Genomic DNA, 15,769 nt, shown 5'->3' with positions numbered 1-15,769 from the left:
TAATTATACTTGAGCCGAAGTAAATAATGACTCCATTTTTATTTTACTCTTTTCTCGAATTTCAGCATCTGCATGGCGCATTACAAATTTATGCGCAATAGCGATTGCTAAAACATCATCTAATAAGCCAATCCCAATAATAGCAGCTATGTCTGGAATGAAGTCGATTGTTAATACGTAATAAGATAAAGCGACTAATATTATAAATTTCGCTTTAGTAGGTAACCCTTTTTTTCTCATTATGTAATATAAAATAATACTTTCATATACGCTAGATTTACCGAGGTTTGCTGAGCTTTTCTTGAATTTTTTCCAAAGTGTCTGTTTCTCCATATAAACACTCCTTTTACAAAAACATAGATTTTTTAAAAGGATAGACAAAGAAGTAGTGAAATAATCAATTTTATTGTATATTTCCATAAAAATAGAAAATTACCTGTTCAAAATAATAGAATGTTGGTTATGTAACGACTCACAGTGTATATGTTCGTTCCAAGTAAAGGTACTACGTAGATAATGTTTTGTGGTAATGCGTATTAAAGTTAATTTTTCACATTAATCTCTGCATTCGTACAATGTTAAATTACTTCTAAATAATCTATTGGTGAGAAATTTAGTAATTCTTGAATAGCCCCTTTACTCGCTGGTGATTCATAAGCTTCTAATGTGATTCTGTTATTAATCGATTAGCTGCTTCATCTAGCATTTCAGGTGTTACTTTGTTTTGAATTATTTTTTCCTCTCTTTTCTCCCATCTTCTTGAAAGTAGTCACTTCGGTGATGGCTTTTTATTTTCTCAGATGAAGCCGATGAGTTTGAGTTTTAGAATTTTATCGTGGTATTATTTATGTAACAAGGGGATGTTGTAAGAAAAAATACAAGTTGAGGGGAAGATGAGAATGGCAATTTATCCTTTTCGGCAAGAAGACTCCATCTGATTTGTGTTACGGGTGAAACCCAACAATTCAGGTGGAGATGAATTGCCGTCAGCAGGTAGGCTGAACTCTTTTGTTTCGCTCATAATAATATTTGAGGGCGAATGTTTGTTTCTTTTTTTCTTACGATATCATGTAGATAAAGAGGAAATAGATTGTAAGACAACGAAATTAGATAATGATTCTCATTCCGCTACTTGTTCCATTTCTTTCTACATATTAATTTTTCAAAAATAATTTTAATACTCCCTCTAAGAAAGGTGGTGAAAACAATGACTAGAAAGAAAGCAGTGAAAGTATTACAGAAACAAAAGAAAAGAGAAAACATGCAACGATTCACACAGAAACAGAATATCGGACGAGCTTGTCTCACAGCTAAAGAATTTCGCTTACTACAGCGTATGGCGCATAGTTCAAAAGCATTGCGAAATGTTGGGTTGTACACGATGAAACAAAGCTATTTGAACAATAACAAGATGGCTACTGTAAAAGAAGTGGACATTGCTATGCAAGCTGATATGAACTACTGGGGCATCCAATCAAACTCTGTTCAAGCGATTCGTAGAGCCTTATTTACAGAAATGAAGAGCTTTTTTAAAGCATTGAAAAAGTGGAAGGAAAATCCTGAAACCTTCACAGGTCGTCCGAAGTTTCCGAATTATTCTCGTTCAACTGACAAACGAATCATTGAAATCTATCAAGTTCCAAAAGTGGATGATAACGGGTATTGGACCATTCCGATGAGTGTTGTATTTAGAAAAAAATACGGTTCCATTAAAATACGTATGCCAAAGAACTTAAGAAATAAAAAAATCTCCTACATTGAGATTGTACCGAAGCAAAAAGGTCGGTTCTTTGAGGTGCATTACACATATGAGATGCACGTGTCTCAAATGAAGAAACCATCCACGACTACGAGTAATGCTTTGAGTTGCGATTTAGGTGTAGATCGGTTATTAAGTTGCGTAACGAATACAGGTGATGCATTCTTAATTGGTGGGAAAAAATTGAAATCCATAAACCAATACTTCAACAAAATGATACGTAATCTCCAGCAGAAAAATATTGAAAATGGAATTTCAAAACGCATTGTAACAAATAGAATGGCTGCACTTTGGCATAAACGGGAAAGACAAATAAACGGTTACATTTCACAAACGGTAGGCTTGTTGTTCAAAAAAGTGAAAGCATTTGGCATAGATACTATTGTCGTAGGGTATAACGCTCGTTGGAAACAAAAATCTGATATGGGGAAAAAGAATAATCGAACGTTTGTTCAAATCCCATTCCATAAACTGATTGCGGCGATTGAGAATAAATGTATAAAAGAAGGTATCCGATTTTTAAAACAAGAAGAGAGCTATACCTCAAAGGCCAGTTTCCTAGACAAAGATACAATTCCAGTTTGGTCTAAGGATGATAGGACGCAGTATCGCTTTAGCGGCAAACGAATCACTCGTGGTCTGTACCAAAGTAAAGCAGGAACATGTATCCATGCTGATATTAATGGTGCGCTGAATACATTGCAAAAATCAAAAATTGTAGAATTGGATGAAAGTCTTAAAGTGAAAACTCCGATTCTATTAGAAGTGCAAAAACGTAAGGCTGTTGCCTCGCGCATAGCTTAGTGGGTGTGTCAACCATCCATGTGTACTCGACTTGTCGGGGCTTGTAGCACACGCCAGAGTTATCTGAGTGGTGGCTTCTTCCATAAGGAAGAATTGCTCTTTTTCGAAAGGGTGGTGCAAGTGGGAAAACAATCGTTCGTTGTCAGTACCAACCAAAAACAGACTTGGGGTGTTACCATAAGGTAGCATGAATGCTAGAGCGTCAAACTGTCTAGCGATAGACGAAAAGACCTAGTGTTCGAACTCAAGCCCCCACTGAAAGGCTTTATCTCAGTGGGGGTAGTTGACAACTATGAAGCGAAAGAGGATTTGCAAGTAGGAGAAGTTTGTTTAGAACGAGATATTTATGAAATTATAAATTTTTACAAGAAAGGGTCAATAGTTTTATGTGATTCAGTATCTCGTTTCAGTGCGAATTCAGACAGAATGTTTAAAGTGATAAATAGGATAGAAACATATATGCATAAAAATAAAGACTATACATATCAGGTTTCGGATAGGCCCAAGTTGATTTATGTAGTTGAACAGGTAAGATAAGGAAAGCATTCATAACGGATGCTTTTTTCTTTGTTATATAGAATGTACACATTAAACGTGAATTTGAAAGAAATGTATGTAGATGATTTAATTTATTAAACATTTATTAAGCGGTATGGGGGAAGAAAAATGAAGATAATAGAACTACCAATTGAATTCGAATTTAACGGGAAAAAACAATGTATTTTTCCAAGTTTAATTATATTACATAATAAATTAACATTAGTCGATACAGGATATACAAATTTTTTACCTTTAATTGAAAATGCAATATTAAAACATGGGTATGAGCTGAAAAACTTAAAAAATATAATTATTACTCATTATGATGACGATCATATAGGATCTTTATATGATTTCCAAGTTAAATATCCTCACGTTCATATTATTGCTAGTGAAATTGAATCTAACTATATTAATGGTGATATAAAATCAGAGAGATTAGTTCAAGCAGAAGAAATGTTAGAACGTATGCCAAATGAAGAAAAAGAATTTGGTAAATGGTTTATACAACAGTTAAAAAATATAAGACATATTTTCGTCGATGAAAAAGTACATGATGGCCAAATGATTTTGAATAATGAATGTCAAATAGTAGCAACACCAGGACATACTTCGGGGCATATTTCATTATATTTTCCGAATTTAGATTGTGTAATTACGGGAGATGCGGCTGTTCAAGAGAATCGTGAGTTAGTAATAGCTAATCCGAATTTTTGTTTAGATTTAGAAAAAGCGGAAGAGTCTTTAAAGAGGATTAAAGACCTTAAAGCTGTAAAGTATTATTGCTATCATGGAGGGGAATTCAATATATAAAATAATAAAAAAACGATCTTTCTTATATAGAAAAGATCGGTTTTTTAATTCATAGATTCTGCAATTTGAATTAAAGCCTTTACGTTATATTTACCTTGTATATAGCGTTTGTTACCAATTGCAATTGTGTATTGAAAACCATTTTTCTGAAATAGGAGCTCATATGCTGAATCGAAATGAGGATTGTATAATGCTTTTATATTATTTTTTAAGCTATAGAACTTAGCGCCCCTATGTACATAGAAATCTAATTTGTTTTGAACTGGTGAAACAGTGATTTTAAAAATCCCATTAATATCTTCATTGTAGTATTGGAGGTTTAAGTAATCGTTATAGATGTATCCTTGAAATTCGTGAATTTCGAACGGGAATTTTGTAGGAGTAAGTATATGTTCCTTACACTTCATTTCATATTCTTTTACGATAGTAGCTTCTTTCATAAGTGGATTGCTATCATAAATTTGATTTATGATAGATATTTTATTGTTTTTTGTTACTATTTCCAAAATGAAACCGATAGTAAATTCATCATTAGTGCCTTTGAAATAAGAAATAAGAATTGTAGTATCTTCTTTTGGAGATGGTACGATTTTAATTTCATGAATAGGTTTTTCCTTTTGGAAAGTAGGTAGTTCAACTCCTTCTGTTACATATGACTGCATTAATTCTTTATCATTTTTGAGCAAAGCATGTTTGAATTCACTGATTACATCTGTTTGAGATTTCGCTGTTATAATTGTGCTGGATTGAAAATATAGTAAGAAAAATATGCAAAAGATCCTTATGAATGTAGTAGTCAATTTTATCACCCTATAACTATATTTCCGTAACATTGAAATATATATGTATAGGAGGGGAGAAGATGAGTTTATTGTTTGATGTAATAATGGATATAATTACATTTTATCCTCGAAATGACATGAAATTAAAACATCATATTGCTAAATTAAGCGAATTTGAGTGGTTTCGAAAGCTACACGAAGATACAAAGTATACAAAATTAATTTGGAGTAATAGAAAAATTAAGAAGTTCATTTTGTCTTCTACTAACATGGAAGCATTAATAAAATGTGAGAAAAAGCAAAAAGAATTTGTCCACTTAGTACACGATGAATATAAAAAAAGAAGATAAGAATTTTTTTATTTTTCATATTTGGCGAAACAAATGGTACAATGAAAGCTAATGTGAAAAATAAGGAAAAGAAGTGGTCAATTTGAAAAACTTTTTAGAATTAGGAATTAGTGAAACGTTTAATCATACATTACGTGAAAATGGAATTACAGAAGCAACTCCGATTCAGGAGAAAGCAATTCCTGTTATACTGTCAGGTAAAGATATTATTGGGCAGGCGAAAACAGGAACGGGTAAAACGTTAGCATTCGTGTTACCGATTTTAGAAAAAATCGATCCAGAGTGTAGTGATGTTCAGGCTTTAATTGTTGCACCAACAAGGGAACTAGCACTGCAAATTACAACTGAAATTAAAAAAATGCTTGTTCAAAGAGAAGATATTAATGTTCTAGCGATTTATGGTGGGCAAGATGTAGCGCAACAATTGAGAAAGTTAAAAGGTAATACACATATTGTTGTAGCGACACCAGGACGATTATTAGATCATATACGACGTGAAACAATTGATTTAAGTAATCTTTCAACGATTGTACTAGATGAAGCGGATCAAATGCTTTATTTCGGTTTCTTATATGATATTGAAGATATTTTAGATGAGACACCTGGTAGTAAACAAACGATGTTATTCTCAGCAACGATGCCAAAAGATATTAAAAAATTGGCGAAACGTTATATGGATGAGCCGCAAATGATTCAAGTACAAAGTGAAGAAGTAACGGTAAATACAATTGAGCAGCGTGTCATTGAGACGACAGATCGTGCAAAGCCAGATGCACTTCGTTTTGTTATGGATCGTGATCAGCCATTTTTAGCAGTTATTTTCTGTCGTACAAAGGTTAGAGCAAGTAAATTGTATGATAATTTAAAAGGACTAGGTTATAATTGTGCTGAACTTCATGGTGATATACCTCAAGCGAAACGTGAAAGAGTTATGAAAAGTTTCCGCGAAGCTAAAATTCAGTACTTAATCGCAACGGATGTAGCAGCTCGTGGACTTGATGTAGATGGTGTAACGCACGTATTTAACTATGATATCCCTGAAGATGTAGAAAGTTATATTCACCGCATTGGCCGAACAGGACGCGCAGGTGGATCAGGTCTTGCAATTACGTTTGTTGCAGCGAAAGATGAAAAACATTTAGAAGAAATTGAAAAAACGCTTGGCGCACCAATACAAAGAGAAATAATCGAACAACCGAAGATAAAACGTGTAGATGAAAATGGAAAACCGCTACCAAAGCCGGCTCCGAAGAAATTAGGCGAATATCGTCAAAGAGATAGCCGTGAAGGTTCAAGAAGTGAATCAAGACGTAGTTCGAGAAATAGCTCAAGAAGTGATTCAAGAAATAGTTCAAGAAATGAAAACAACCGATCATTTAATAAGCCAAGTAATAAAAAAGGTAGTACAAAGCAAGGTCAGCAAAGACGTGGCCTTTAAATAGTTATAATTGTAAAGAGTCGCAAAATATTGTGGCTCTTTTTTTGTTTGTATAGAACAAGGATGATGGCAAGAAAAAAACAAAAATTTCATTCACCGTATTTAAAACTTATAAAGGAGATTTTATAGTCCAAAACAATTAGAACAAGGGTATTATTACCAAGTCGTAATTCAAGAACAAGTGCTATTTACGTATGAACAATATTTAATCGAAAAAAATCGAGAGAAAGTAATTCGTACTAGCCCCTCTGATGATGATGATACAAATTGTGAAAACATCAATTAGTATAACGATACGAAAACGTCATTTGCAAACAAAGAATTGGACGATGGGGTGAAAGCAATTCGTAACACATTCAACTGGTACGGGAATGTTATGCTGAATCAAAATGAGAACGGAACTTATTATGTCTACTATTTCGGCAGAACACTTTGGTTGAAAGAGAAGATATTGAAGCGAGTGAGCATTTTCATTATACATTCCGCAATTATCGAAATGGAACAAGAGAAGTTTATGAAGAATTAAACTCGTATTGGGGTACAATCGTTGGAAACCGGAAAACTAATTTGTTCGTTTTGTTCGATGGGGAACTCGAGAAGCATAACTACCATCCTTATTTGGAGATTTCTTACTGCGACGATGGAGGTAATATAGTGTGAAGTTAACAGAAGGGATAGTATGCGAAATAAGAAAAAAGGACTAGCAGTCGTACCTGCCGTCCTTTAATAGGAGAAAAAGTAATCTTATTTAGAACTACGCATAAACAGAAAATCTGCTTGTAATTAGTTTTGCCATAAATATACGTGTCTATACAAAAAAGGGATAAGTAAAAAATACTTATCCCCGGAAGGGAAATCCAAGCACCAAAATGGCTCGTATTGGTCTGCAGGTTCAAAAGTAGTATATGTAAAACAAAAAATCTCATACAAAAAGCAGACAACGATTTTGGTTGTCTGCCAGTGAGTTCAATGAGTTAGCTAATTGTGATAAATTGCATCCCCATTGTGAGAAGAGTGAAGCTGCTAGTTCAAACAGCTTGTTGGTATTATTATCGATTTCTTAAAAAATATACAGAGAAAGCAGATAAGTGAAGAACCTATCTGCTTCTACTGTAACAAAAGAAAGAAGTATTAGCCGTGGATACGGCGGCTTGAAAATAGTATGTATTTTTATTTGAAAAATATTCAAGGGATGAAGAAACATGGAATTTTTAATAAATGGTGTTGTGAAATTAATCAGCTAATTAGTAAAACAAAGAGAAAAACAATGAGCAAATATAACAATAAAAAGGTAAATGTTTAAAACAGTGATGAGTATAAAGTGATACAAAATAGTTATATTAAAGCTTGATTTTCATAAAAAATAAAGCACACATATAAGTGTGCTTTTATGAACGCTTTAGATTTGTGTGACTACATAGTCACCATACAATAAAATATGCTTGTTTGATATAAATGTGTGTTAAATCTATAACATATATTTTGGGTGTATAAGGAATATTAAATGTTAATTAGCCAAGCATATTGTTTTTATTAACGAATTTGTGCAACTGTTAAAGCGGCAGAACGAATATCTACTGTACCAATTACTTCAACGGGTACAATTTGAATTAAATCACCAGGGTTTAAGTTTATTAGAATGACACCGCTGGATACATCTACTTCACCAGTGCCAATAATATTAGAACGGACTGCGGTTCCAGATCCTGCAATAATATTAGTTGATGAGTTTAGTGTTAAGAAAAAGCGCGCTGCTTCCGGGGCTACTGGAACATTATCGAGGCTGATTGTTAATGTATAACTGATTTGATAAATACCAGCTACTTGAATTCTAATACCAGTTCCTGTACTAATTGTATCATTGATTACAGGGACAGTAATGTTTGGATTTGGGCCTGTACTAGGTAGTAGTAGTGGCGTAAATAGTGTTGCAAATTGAGGTGAAGTAGCATTAAAAGCAAAACCGAGAGCTGGTAGTGTACTGGGGGCTTGTGCTCTACAATTAAAGTTTGTGAGCTTACGACTAGATGATCGCATATTTTCACTCCTTTCTTTCATTTAGATTGCGTGAGTGATAACCACACGTTTTGGACAAGCACAATATAATATATGAAAATTTATAGTGAATAGTGCAGAGGTGTACTGTTATGGATAAAACTAACTGCCTATAATACCAAAGAAACACTACGTTTACAGAAATAGTTTGTAACCTAAAGTTGAAAAAATAGTATGAATAGAGTTAAAAATGTTATTTAGAAATGAAAGAAAATCAAATAAAAAAGAGCACGCATATAAGCATACTCTTTGACAAGAAAGGTAGATTTTTATGAGTGGATTCCTCCATAGAATAATATATGCTTGTCCGATTAAAAGGTGAAAAGGCTTAATCAAATCATTATTTTAAAATTAAAGAGCACCTAAGGGAACGCTCTTCGATCACAACAATATTAAAAAATATTTGATAATATATGTAATCTTTTAAGCTTTGAGATTAATTAAAATTTTTTCGAATTGCTTTTGGATGTTAGTACATGCTGTTCTATTTTTTCGTAAAGATATAAGTAGTTGTTTAATCAATGTAATTTGTGGTGTTAACCAATACGAAAACCTTTTTTTTCCTAAAATGAAAGGTGATGATAAGAAGCGTGAGATACGTTTGAAACAAATTGAACGGACGTTAAAAAATAAAAATTTATAAAGGAAATTGGAAGTAGGATGTTGTATATGTATAAAATAGGAAACTTTTTACTAATTAAACATATAATTAAAATAGACCGACAGTCGGTCTGGTTGGAAGGAGAACGTGAATGCGAATAATTAAGGAGTATGAGGAGCGTAGAAAAGAAATTTTAGAAACGGCTGAACGATTATTTCTTACGAAAGGTTATACGAAAACAACAGTAAATGACATTTTAAAAGAGATAGGGATAGCAAAGGGGACGTTTTATCACTATTTTAAATCGAAAGAAGAAGTAATGGATGAGATTATTATGAGGATTATTAAAGAAGATGTTGCTAAAGCGAAAGTAATCGTCTCTAATCCAAATATACCAGTATTAGAAAAGTTATTTCGAGTTTTAATGGAGCAATCGCCAAAATCAGGTGATGTAAAAGATAAAATGATTGAGCAATTTCATCAACCAAATAATGCAGAAATGCATCAAAAAAGTTTAGTACAATCTATTATTCATTTATCTCCTGTATTAACAGAAATTTTAGAACAAGGAATTGAAGAAGGGATATTTTCGACTTCATATCCACAAGAAACGATTGAACTATTACTATCATCAGCGCAAGTCATATTTGATGATGGGTTATTCCAATGGAAGCCGGAAGAAATGATGAGGAGAGTGAAAGCTTATATTAAAATGATGGAAGTATCTGTTGGAGCGAAAGAAGGATCCTTTAGTTATATGCTGGAGGTTTTAATGAAACAGAAATAATATTTTTTCTGTTTGTTTATTATAGACCGACAGTCGGTCTAAATTAAAGGAAGGGTGTGATTATGATATCTATTAGCATAAAACCTTCGATGAAAGATTTTTATTTAATGGTGAGTGGGCAAATTATTACTATTTTGGGTTCAACACTTTTACGTTTTGCTCTGTCATTATATGTGCTAGATTTAACAGGGCGTGCTGATATATTCGCAGGATTATATGCGATAACGAGTATTCCGTTTTTGCTAGCTCCTCTTGGCGGAGCGATAGCAGATCGTTTCAATCGTCGTAATTTAATGGTTATTTTTGATTTTATAAATACTGCGATTGTATTAAGCTTTATAGTTTTGTTATTTACTGGATCTGTATCTATTCTATTGATTGGAACAATTATGTTTTTACTAGCAATCGTTAATGCAATGTACGCACCAGTTGTAATGGCAAGTATTCCGCAATTAGTTCCAGAGAAAAAGTTAGAACAGGCGAACGGTATCGTAAATGGTGTGCAAGCATTATCTAATATAGTTGCCCCTGTATTAGGAGGAATATTGTACGGCATAATTGGTTTGAAAATGCTCGTGATAATCAGTTGTCTTGCTTTCTTTTTATCTGCGATTTTAGAAATGTTTATTACAATACCTTTTATAAAGAGAGTGCAAGAAAGCCATATTATACCGACAATTGTAAAGGATATGAAAGGGGGATTTATATATGTTTTAAAACAATCATTTATTTTGAAATCTATGCTTTTAGCCGCATTACTAAATTTAATACTGACGCCGCTATTTGTTGTTGGTGCTCCAATTATTATACGAGTAACAATGGAAAGTAGCCACACGTTATATGGAATTGGAATGGGATTAATCGATTTTGCTACTATTATAGGTGCATTATCAATAGGTTTTTTTGCGAAAAAGCTACAGATGCAAACATTGTATTATTGGATGATTTTAATAGCTTTATTAGTAATACCAATGGCACTATCAGTTACACCAGTTATTCTTAATTTAGGATACTATCCACCATTTATCCTCTTTATACTTTCTTTTATTTTAATTGCAATGATCATGACAATTGTATCCATCTATGTGATTACTGTAGTTCAAAAGAAAACACCAAATGAGAACTTAGGAAAAGTAATGGCAATTATAACAGCGGTATCCCAATGCATGGCACCGATTGGGCAAGTCGTTTATGGTTTTATGTTTGAAGAATTCAGTATGAAAATTTATTTACCGATATTAGTTATTAGTTTCATAATGTTATTAATAGCAGTTGTGACGAAGAAAATACTATCGAATGAAGGGAACTAGCTTTATATGATTAGGAGAATGTTAAAAAGAGATTTCTCTCAAAATAAATTGATAATTACTATTTTATTTATGTTTATCATGTTATCAAGTCTTTTAATGGCTAGTGCTTCAAGTAATGTTATAAATCTATTGAACTCAATGGATCAATTGGTTAAAGTATCAAACGCACCGCACTTCGTACAAATGCATGCCGGAGAAGTAAATCAAAAGTCAATTGATTCCTTTGTAGAAAAAAATCCGTTTGTAAAAAAACAGCAAACGGCTGAGATGGTTCAAATAAATGGATCTAACATTTTTATTAAAAAGAAAAATCAAGCAGAACATAATAGTGTAATGGACATTAGTTTCGTGAAACAAAATAGTAAGTTTGATTTTTTATTAAATTTAAATAATGAAGTGGTCGATGTTACGAAAGGGGAAATAGGTGTACCCATTTATTATATGCAAAAATATAATTTGCGTATGGGAGATAAAATATGGGTTATTAAAGATAATAATGAACTAGAATTTACGATTTCAGCATTTGTTCGTGATGTTCAAATGAACCCATCAATCGTTAGTTCAAAACGATTTGTAATAAGCAATAAAGATTTTGAAAGAATAAAAAGAAATTTTGGAGAAAGCGAATATCTTATTGAATTCCAGCTAACAGACGAAAATAAAATAAATGAATTTGAAAATCTATATAAGTCATCGAACTTACCACAAAAAGGTCCCTCTATTACGTATTCACTATTTAAAACACTCAATTCATTAACAGATGGAATAATAGCTGCAGTACTTTTCATGATAAGTGCATTATTAATGTTAATTGCAATGTTATGTATTAGATTTACGATTATTACTTCGATGGAAGAAGATTATCGAGAAATTGGTGTTATGAAAGCAATTGGGATTCATAACAAAGATATTCAAAAATTATATATAACAAAATATATTGTGATTTCAGCTGGTGGATGTATATGTGGATATATACTCTCACTATTTGTTACAAAAATCTTCACTTCAAATATCACCCTTTATATGGGGGCGGCAAATAAAAGCATTTTACACAATATTGTGCCATTCATAATTACAACATTGTTATTTTTAGTCGTTATCCTGTTCTGTCGTATCATTTTACGGAATTTTAGGGGAATTACAGCAATAGACGCTTTACAATCAAGAGATAAACTAGGAAAAAGAAAGATTAGAAAATCCTTTTCACTCAAACAAACTAAATTTACAAATGTAAATATATTTATTGGTATACAAGATGTTGTTAAAAGATTTAAGTTATATCGGGTATTAAGTATCGTATTAATAATAGCTGTGTTCATGATTGTTGTACCTGTTAACTTTTTGTATACGATTCAGTCACCGAAGTTTGTAAATTATATGGGAACAGGAAAAAGTGATATTCGAATAGATTTACAGCAAACTGAAAATATAGAGAAACGATTTAAGGGTGTTATTTCATATGTGAAAAATGATAAAGAAGTAGAAAAATATGCAACATTTGTTACGAGTACATTTAAAATGGTAAACGCTGATGGTACACATGAAAACTTAAATGTAGAAATGGGAGACTTCACTAAATTTCCATTACACTATATCCAAGGTAGGGCACCAAAAAATGAAAATGAAATTTCTCTTTCTTATATGAACGCAAATGAATTAAAAAAGAATGTAGGGGATCATATCGTTTTATTTGTTGATGGGAAAGAGAAAACACTAACGATTAGTGGTATGTATCAAGATGTAACGAATGGTGGGAAAACAGCTAAAGCTAGTTTTTCTAATAATAATGAAAATATATTATGGTATGTAGTTAATGTAGATATGAAGCCTAAAGTGGATTTGCAAGAAAAAGTGAAGGAGTATAAACAAAATTTTAGTTCTGTAAAAATAACAGATACAAATGATTATGTAACGCAAACTTTAGGAGAAACAATTAAACAGTTAAGACTCGTGACGCAAGTGGCTATTTTAATTGCGATATTGATATCAGTTTTAATTACTGCAATGTTTTTTAAAATGTTATTAGCAAAAGATTCTTCGCAAATTTTAATTATGAAAAATATCGGTTTTTCTAGTAAAGATATTCGTATACAGTATATAACACGTTCTAACGTCATTGTATTATTAGGCATTGTGATAGGGACATGTATAGCTGCTACGTTTGGTGAAATGTTAGTAAGTTGGTTAGGGTCTTTTATGGGAGCTGCTCATATAAAGTTTGTCGTGAATCCTATCGTTTCTTATGTAATATGTCCAGCTATATTATGTATATGTGTGACTGCAACAACGCTTTTCAGTAGTTTTACTATGAAGCAAACAAACGATGTAAAGCCAAATGGGGAGTAGGGGTGTATCACTTGAAAAAAATTTTAGAAGTAAAGCAAGTAAACAAAACATATTCAATGGATGGAAATACAAATTATCACGTGTTAAAAAATATAGATTTAGAGATTTATGAGGGAGAATTTGTATCGGTCATGGGGCCTTCTGGTTCTGGGAAATCGACGTTACTATATAATATTAGTGGAATGGATCAAATGTCATCAGGAAGTGTAAAAATTGATAGTAAAGAATTATCATGTATGAAAGAAGAAGAGTTAGCAAAATTACGCCTTACCGAAATCGGATTTATTTTTCAGCAGAGCAACCTTCTTAGAAACTTGAACCTATTTGATAATATCATCTTGTCAGCATATTTAGCGAAATGTGAGAGTAAGAAAATAGTAAATAAACGTGCTCTAGAGCTAATGAAGAATATGGGGATAAGTGATATAGCATCTCATTATATAACCGAAGCATCTGGGGGGCAATTACAAAGAGTCTCTATTTGTAGAGCGCTCATTAATAATCCAAATATTATTTTTGCAGATGAGCCGACTGGTGCTTTAAATTTAAAATCAACAGAAGAAGTAATGCAAATATTATTAAATATTAATCGTGATGGAACGACCATTATGTTAATCACTCATGATGTGAAAGTAGCAGCAAAAACAGAAAGAATTCTTTTTATGGCGGACGGAGAAATTGTTAGTGAAATACAGTTAGGTAAGCTTAGGAACGATGATTTAAAAGCGCGAGAAGAGAAGTTGTTAAACTGGTTAGCTGTACTTGGATTTTAAAGAGAAAAACTCCTATTGAATGTAGGAGTTTTTTCTTTGTCTTAAAGTTCTAAAAGATATATAATAATTTTCTGAATATTAAAATTAGAGGGGTGCAAATGAAAAATGAAACGTTGCACACGCAAGAAGATATTATTAAAATGCTGGATTCATTATTAAGACCAGCAGAACCATTTTGGAATGAATTTTATGCGAATAGAGAAAAAGATGTTCCGTTTTTTGAAAATGTTCCAGATGAGAATCTAGTTTCGTATATACAAAAAAAGCGGGTTTCAAAAGGAAAAGTACTGGAACTTGGATGTGGTCCGGGTAGAAACGCAATTTATCTAGCAAATGAAGGGTTTGATGTAACAGCAGTAGATTTATCTATAGAGGGCATTAATTGGGCGAAAGAGAGGGCTTTAGCAAAAGGAGTAGAAATTGAATTTATTTGTGATTCAATTTTCAATTTAGAGGTTCAAAATGAATTTGATTTTGTATACGATTCGGGCTGTTTACATCATATTCCACCACATAGAAGAGTAAATTATGTGGATTTAATTAAAAACGCATTGAAATCAGGTGGTTATTTCGGATTAACATGTTTTGCGGCAGGTGATTTAGATGAGCGAAATGGATCAGAAATAACAGATTGGGACGTATATAGAGGATGGAGTTTACAAGGTGGTCTTGCTTATTCGGAAGAAAAATTAAGAGAGATATTTAAAGAATTTGAAGTGATTGAAATTAGAAAGATGGAACAGATTGAACAACCAAATACTATGTTTGGAGAATCATTTCTTTGGACAGCATTATTTAAGAAGAAATAAGAAAGTAGATAATTGACAAATTCATCGTTTTTATAGACAATACACTTATAGGAATATACGTTCGGTTTTGTTGACCGATGTATATTTTGCATAAATACATAACAAGGGGCGGTCTCTATATGAGTAACACAAATCAAAAAATTACTACGTTTTTAATGTTTGAAGGCAAAGCTGAGGAAGCTATGAACTTTTACACGTCGTTATTCGATCAATCAGAAATTGTAAATATCTCTCGCTACGATGAAAATGGACCTGGTAAAGAGGGTACTGTCATTCATGCAACGTTTACGCTAAATGGCCAAGAGTTTATGTGTATTGATAGTTATGTAAATCATAATTTTACGTTCACTCCAGCTATGTCTCTTTATGTAACTTGTGAGACAGAAGAAGAAATTGAAACGGTCTTTCATAAACTAGCGCAAGATGGAGCAATTCTTATGCCGTTAGGTGCCTATCCGTTTAGTAAAAAATTTGGTTGGTTAAATGATAAGTACGGTGTGTCTTGGCAGTTAACGCTTGCTGAATAAAAAAGAAAAATTGTAGCTTATTTGTTTAATGGGTTCAGTTAAGAGCTTGAGAAATTAAATAACATTAAAAAAGGC

At 32.4% G+C, this 15,769-nt stretch carries 15 protein-coding genes; 12 read left to right on the top strand and 3 right to left on the bottom strand.

Annotated elements, in window-relative coordinates; all coding sequences use genetic code 11:
• Positions 1-3: 3 nt before the first annotated feature.
• Positions 4-333, bottom strand: a complete 330-nt coding sequence (locus tag ACVWY7_RS12885; RefSeq protein WP_456523820.1) for a YkvA family protein — start codon at positions 331-333, stop codon at positions 4-6.
• A gap of 874 nt (positions 334-1,207) precedes the next feature.
• Between ACVWY7_RS12885 and ACVWY7_RS12880 the strand changes: the two genes are divergently transcribed.
• The 3 genes from ACVWY7_RS12880 to ACVWY7_RS12870 all read left to right on the top strand — a co-directional run bounded on the left by ACVWY7_RS12880 (position 1,208) and on the right by ACVWY7_RS12870 (position 3,916).
• A complete protein-coding gene (locus ACVWY7_RS12880) occupies positions 1,208-2,563 on the top strand; it encodes an RNA-guided endonuclease TnpB family protein (protein WP_105989835.1) in 1,356 nt (451 codons plus the stop codon).
• A gap of 273 nt (positions 2,564-2,836) precedes the next feature.
• On the top strand, positions 2,837-3,100 hold the full coding sequence (locus ACVWY7_RS12875) for a hypothetical protein (RefSeq protein ID WP_033682068.1): 264 nt from the start codon (positions 2,837-2,839) through the stop codon (positions 3,098-3,100).
• 129 nt (positions 3,101-3,229) lie between these two features.
• Positions 3,230-3,916, top strand: a complete 687-nt coding sequence (locus tag ACVWY7_RS12870) for an MBL fold metallo-hydrolase (RefSeq protein WP_000691147.1) — start codon at positions 3,230-3,232, stop codon at positions 3,914-3,916.
• A gap of 44 nt (positions 3,917-3,960) precedes the next feature.
• On the opposite strand, the gene ACVWY7_RS12865 is transcribed toward ACVWY7_RS12870, so the two are convergent.
• Positions 3,961-4,749, bottom strand: a complete 789-nt coding sequence (locus ACVWY7_RS12865; protein ID WP_033682063.1) for a hypothetical protein — start codon at positions 4,747-4,749, stop codon at positions 3,961-3,963.
• 29 nt (positions 4,750-4,778) lie between these two features.
• Between ACVWY7_RS12865 and ACVWY7_RS12860 the strand changes: the two genes are divergently transcribed.
• The 3 genes from ACVWY7_RS12860 to ACVWY7_RS12850 all read left to right on the top strand — a co-directional run bounded on the left by ACVWY7_RS12860 (position 4,779) and on the right by ACVWY7_RS12850 (position 7,012).
• Positions 4,779-5,048 (top strand): hypothetical protein, encoded by a 270-nt coding sequence (locus tag ACVWY7_RS12860; protein ID WP_000054539.1) that lies wholly within the window; start codon positions 4,779-4,781, stop codon positions 5,046-5,048.
• Positions 5,049-5,121: 73 nt separating this feature from the next.
• Complete coding sequence (locus tag ACVWY7_RS12855; protein ID WP_456523819.1) at positions 5,122-6,486, top strand: DEAD/DEAH box helicase; 1,365 nt, start codon at positions 5,122-5,124, stop codon at positions 6,484-6,486.
• A 334-nt stretch (positions 6,487-6,820) separates the two neighbouring features.
• Positions 6,821-7,012 (top strand): hypothetical protein, encoded by a 192-nt coding sequence (locus tag ACVWY7_RS12850; protein ID WP_001990370.1) that lies wholly within the window; start codon positions 6,821-6,823, stop codon positions 7,010-7,012.
• Positions 7,013-8,019: 1,007 nt separating this feature from the next.
• Here ACVWY7_RS12850 and exsF read toward each other — a convergent pair.
• Complete coding sequence (exsF, locus tag ACVWY7_RS12845) at positions 8,020-8,523, bottom strand: exosporium protein ExsF (protein WP_001257912.1); 504 nt, start codon at positions 8,521-8,523, stop codon at positions 8,020-8,022.
• 770 nt (positions 8,524-9,293) lie between these two features.
• Between exsF and ACVWY7_RS12840 the strand changes: the two genes are divergently transcribed.
• The 6 genes from ACVWY7_RS12840 to ACVWY7_RS12815 all read left to right on the top strand — a co-directional run bounded on the left by ACVWY7_RS12840 (position 9,294) and on the right by ACVWY7_RS12815 (position 15,694).
• Complete coding sequence (locus tag ACVWY7_RS12840) at positions 9,294-9,929, top strand: TetR/AcrR family transcriptional regulator (RefSeq protein WP_070171572.1); 636 nt, start codon at positions 9,294-9,296, stop codon at positions 9,927-9,929.
• A 62-nt stretch (positions 9,930-9,991) separates the two neighbouring features.
• Positions 9,992-11,239, top strand: coding sequence for an MFS transporter (locus ACVWY7_RS12835; protein ID WP_000623646.1), 1,248 nt, complete (start codon positions 9,992-9,994; stop codon positions 11,237-11,239).
• A gap of 6 nt (positions 11,240-11,245) precedes the next feature.
• On the top strand, positions 11,246-13,585 hold the full coding sequence (locus ACVWY7_RS12830; protein WP_033682062.1) for an ABC transporter permease: 2,340 nt from the start codon (positions 11,246-11,248) through the stop codon (positions 13,583-13,585).
• A gap of 11 nt (positions 13,586-13,596) precedes the next feature.
• Positions 13,597-14,358, top strand: a complete 762-nt coding sequence (locus tag ACVWY7_RS12825) for an ABC transporter ATP-binding protein (RefSeq protein ID WP_000721689.1) — start codon at positions 13,597-13,599, stop codon at positions 14,356-14,358.
• A 98-nt stretch (positions 14,359-14,456) separates the two neighbouring features.
• Entirely contained in the window at positions 14,457-15,167 is a 711-nt protein-coding gene (locus ACVWY7_RS12820) for a class I SAM-dependent methyltransferase (RefSeq protein ID WP_073524030.1), read from the top strand.
• A gap of 119 nt (positions 15,168-15,286) precedes the next feature.
• On the top strand, positions 15,287-15,694 hold the full coding sequence (locus ACVWY7_RS12815) for a VOC family protein (protein WP_000072479.1): 408 nt from the start codon (positions 15,287-15,289) through the stop codon (positions 15,692-15,694).
• Positions 15,695-15,769: the final 75 nt, after the last annotated feature.

The organism is Bacillus sp. TE9106W (assembly GCF_054062215.1).
The sequence above is the reverse complement of the archived record's forward strand: the minus strand, read 5'-3'. Positions and strand labels throughout refer to the sequence as shown.

What these genes read in the sequence shown, in the direction of transcription:
- ACVWY7_RS12885 (WP_456523820.1), bottom strand. Translation starts at nt 333, where the DNA reads ATGGAGAAACAGACACTTTGGAAAAAATTCAAGAAAAGCTCAGCAAAC.
- ACVWY7_RS12880 (WP_105989835.1), top strand. Translation starts at nt 1,208, where the DNA reads ATGACTAGAAAGAAAGCAGTGAAAGTATTACAGAAACAAAAGAAAAGA.
- ACVWY7_RS12870 (WP_000691147.1), top strand. Translation starts at nt 3,230, where the DNA reads ATGAAGATAATAGAACTACCAATTGAATTCGAATTTAACGGGAAAAAA.
- ACVWY7_RS12865 (WP_033682063.1), bottom strand. Translation starts at nt 4,749, where the DNA reads ATGTTACGGAAATATAGTTATAGGGTGATAAAATTGACTACTACATTC.
- ACVWY7_RS12860 (WP_000054539.1), top strand. Translation starts at nt 4,779, where the DNA reads ATGAGTTTATTGTTTGATGTAATAATGGATATAATTACATTTTATCCT.
- exsF (WP_001257912.1), bottom strand. Translation starts at nt 8,523, where the DNA reads ATGCGATCATCTAGTCGTAAGCTCACAAACTTTAATTGTAGAGCACAA.
- ACVWY7_RS12840 (WP_070171572.1), top strand. Translation starts at nt 9,294, where the DNA reads ATGCGAATAATTAAGGAGTATGAGGAGCGTAGAAAAGAAATTTTAGAA.
- ACVWY7_RS12835 (WP_000623646.1), top strand. Translation starts at nt 9,992, where the DNA reads ATGATATCTATTAGCATAAAACCTTCGATGAAAGATTTTTATTTAATG.
- ACVWY7_RS12830 (WP_033682062.1), top strand. Translation starts at nt 11,246, where the DNA reads ATGATTAGGAGAATGTTAAAAAGAGATTTCTCTCAAAATAAATTGATA.
- ACVWY7_RS12820 (WP_073524030.1), top strand. Translation starts at nt 14,457, where the DNA reads ATGAAAAATGAAACGTTGCACACGCAAGAAGATATTATTAAAATGCTG.
- ACVWY7_RS12815 (WP_000072479.1), top strand. Translation starts at nt 15,287, where the DNA reads ATGAGTAACACAAATCAAAAAATTACTACGTTTTTAATGTTTGAAGGC.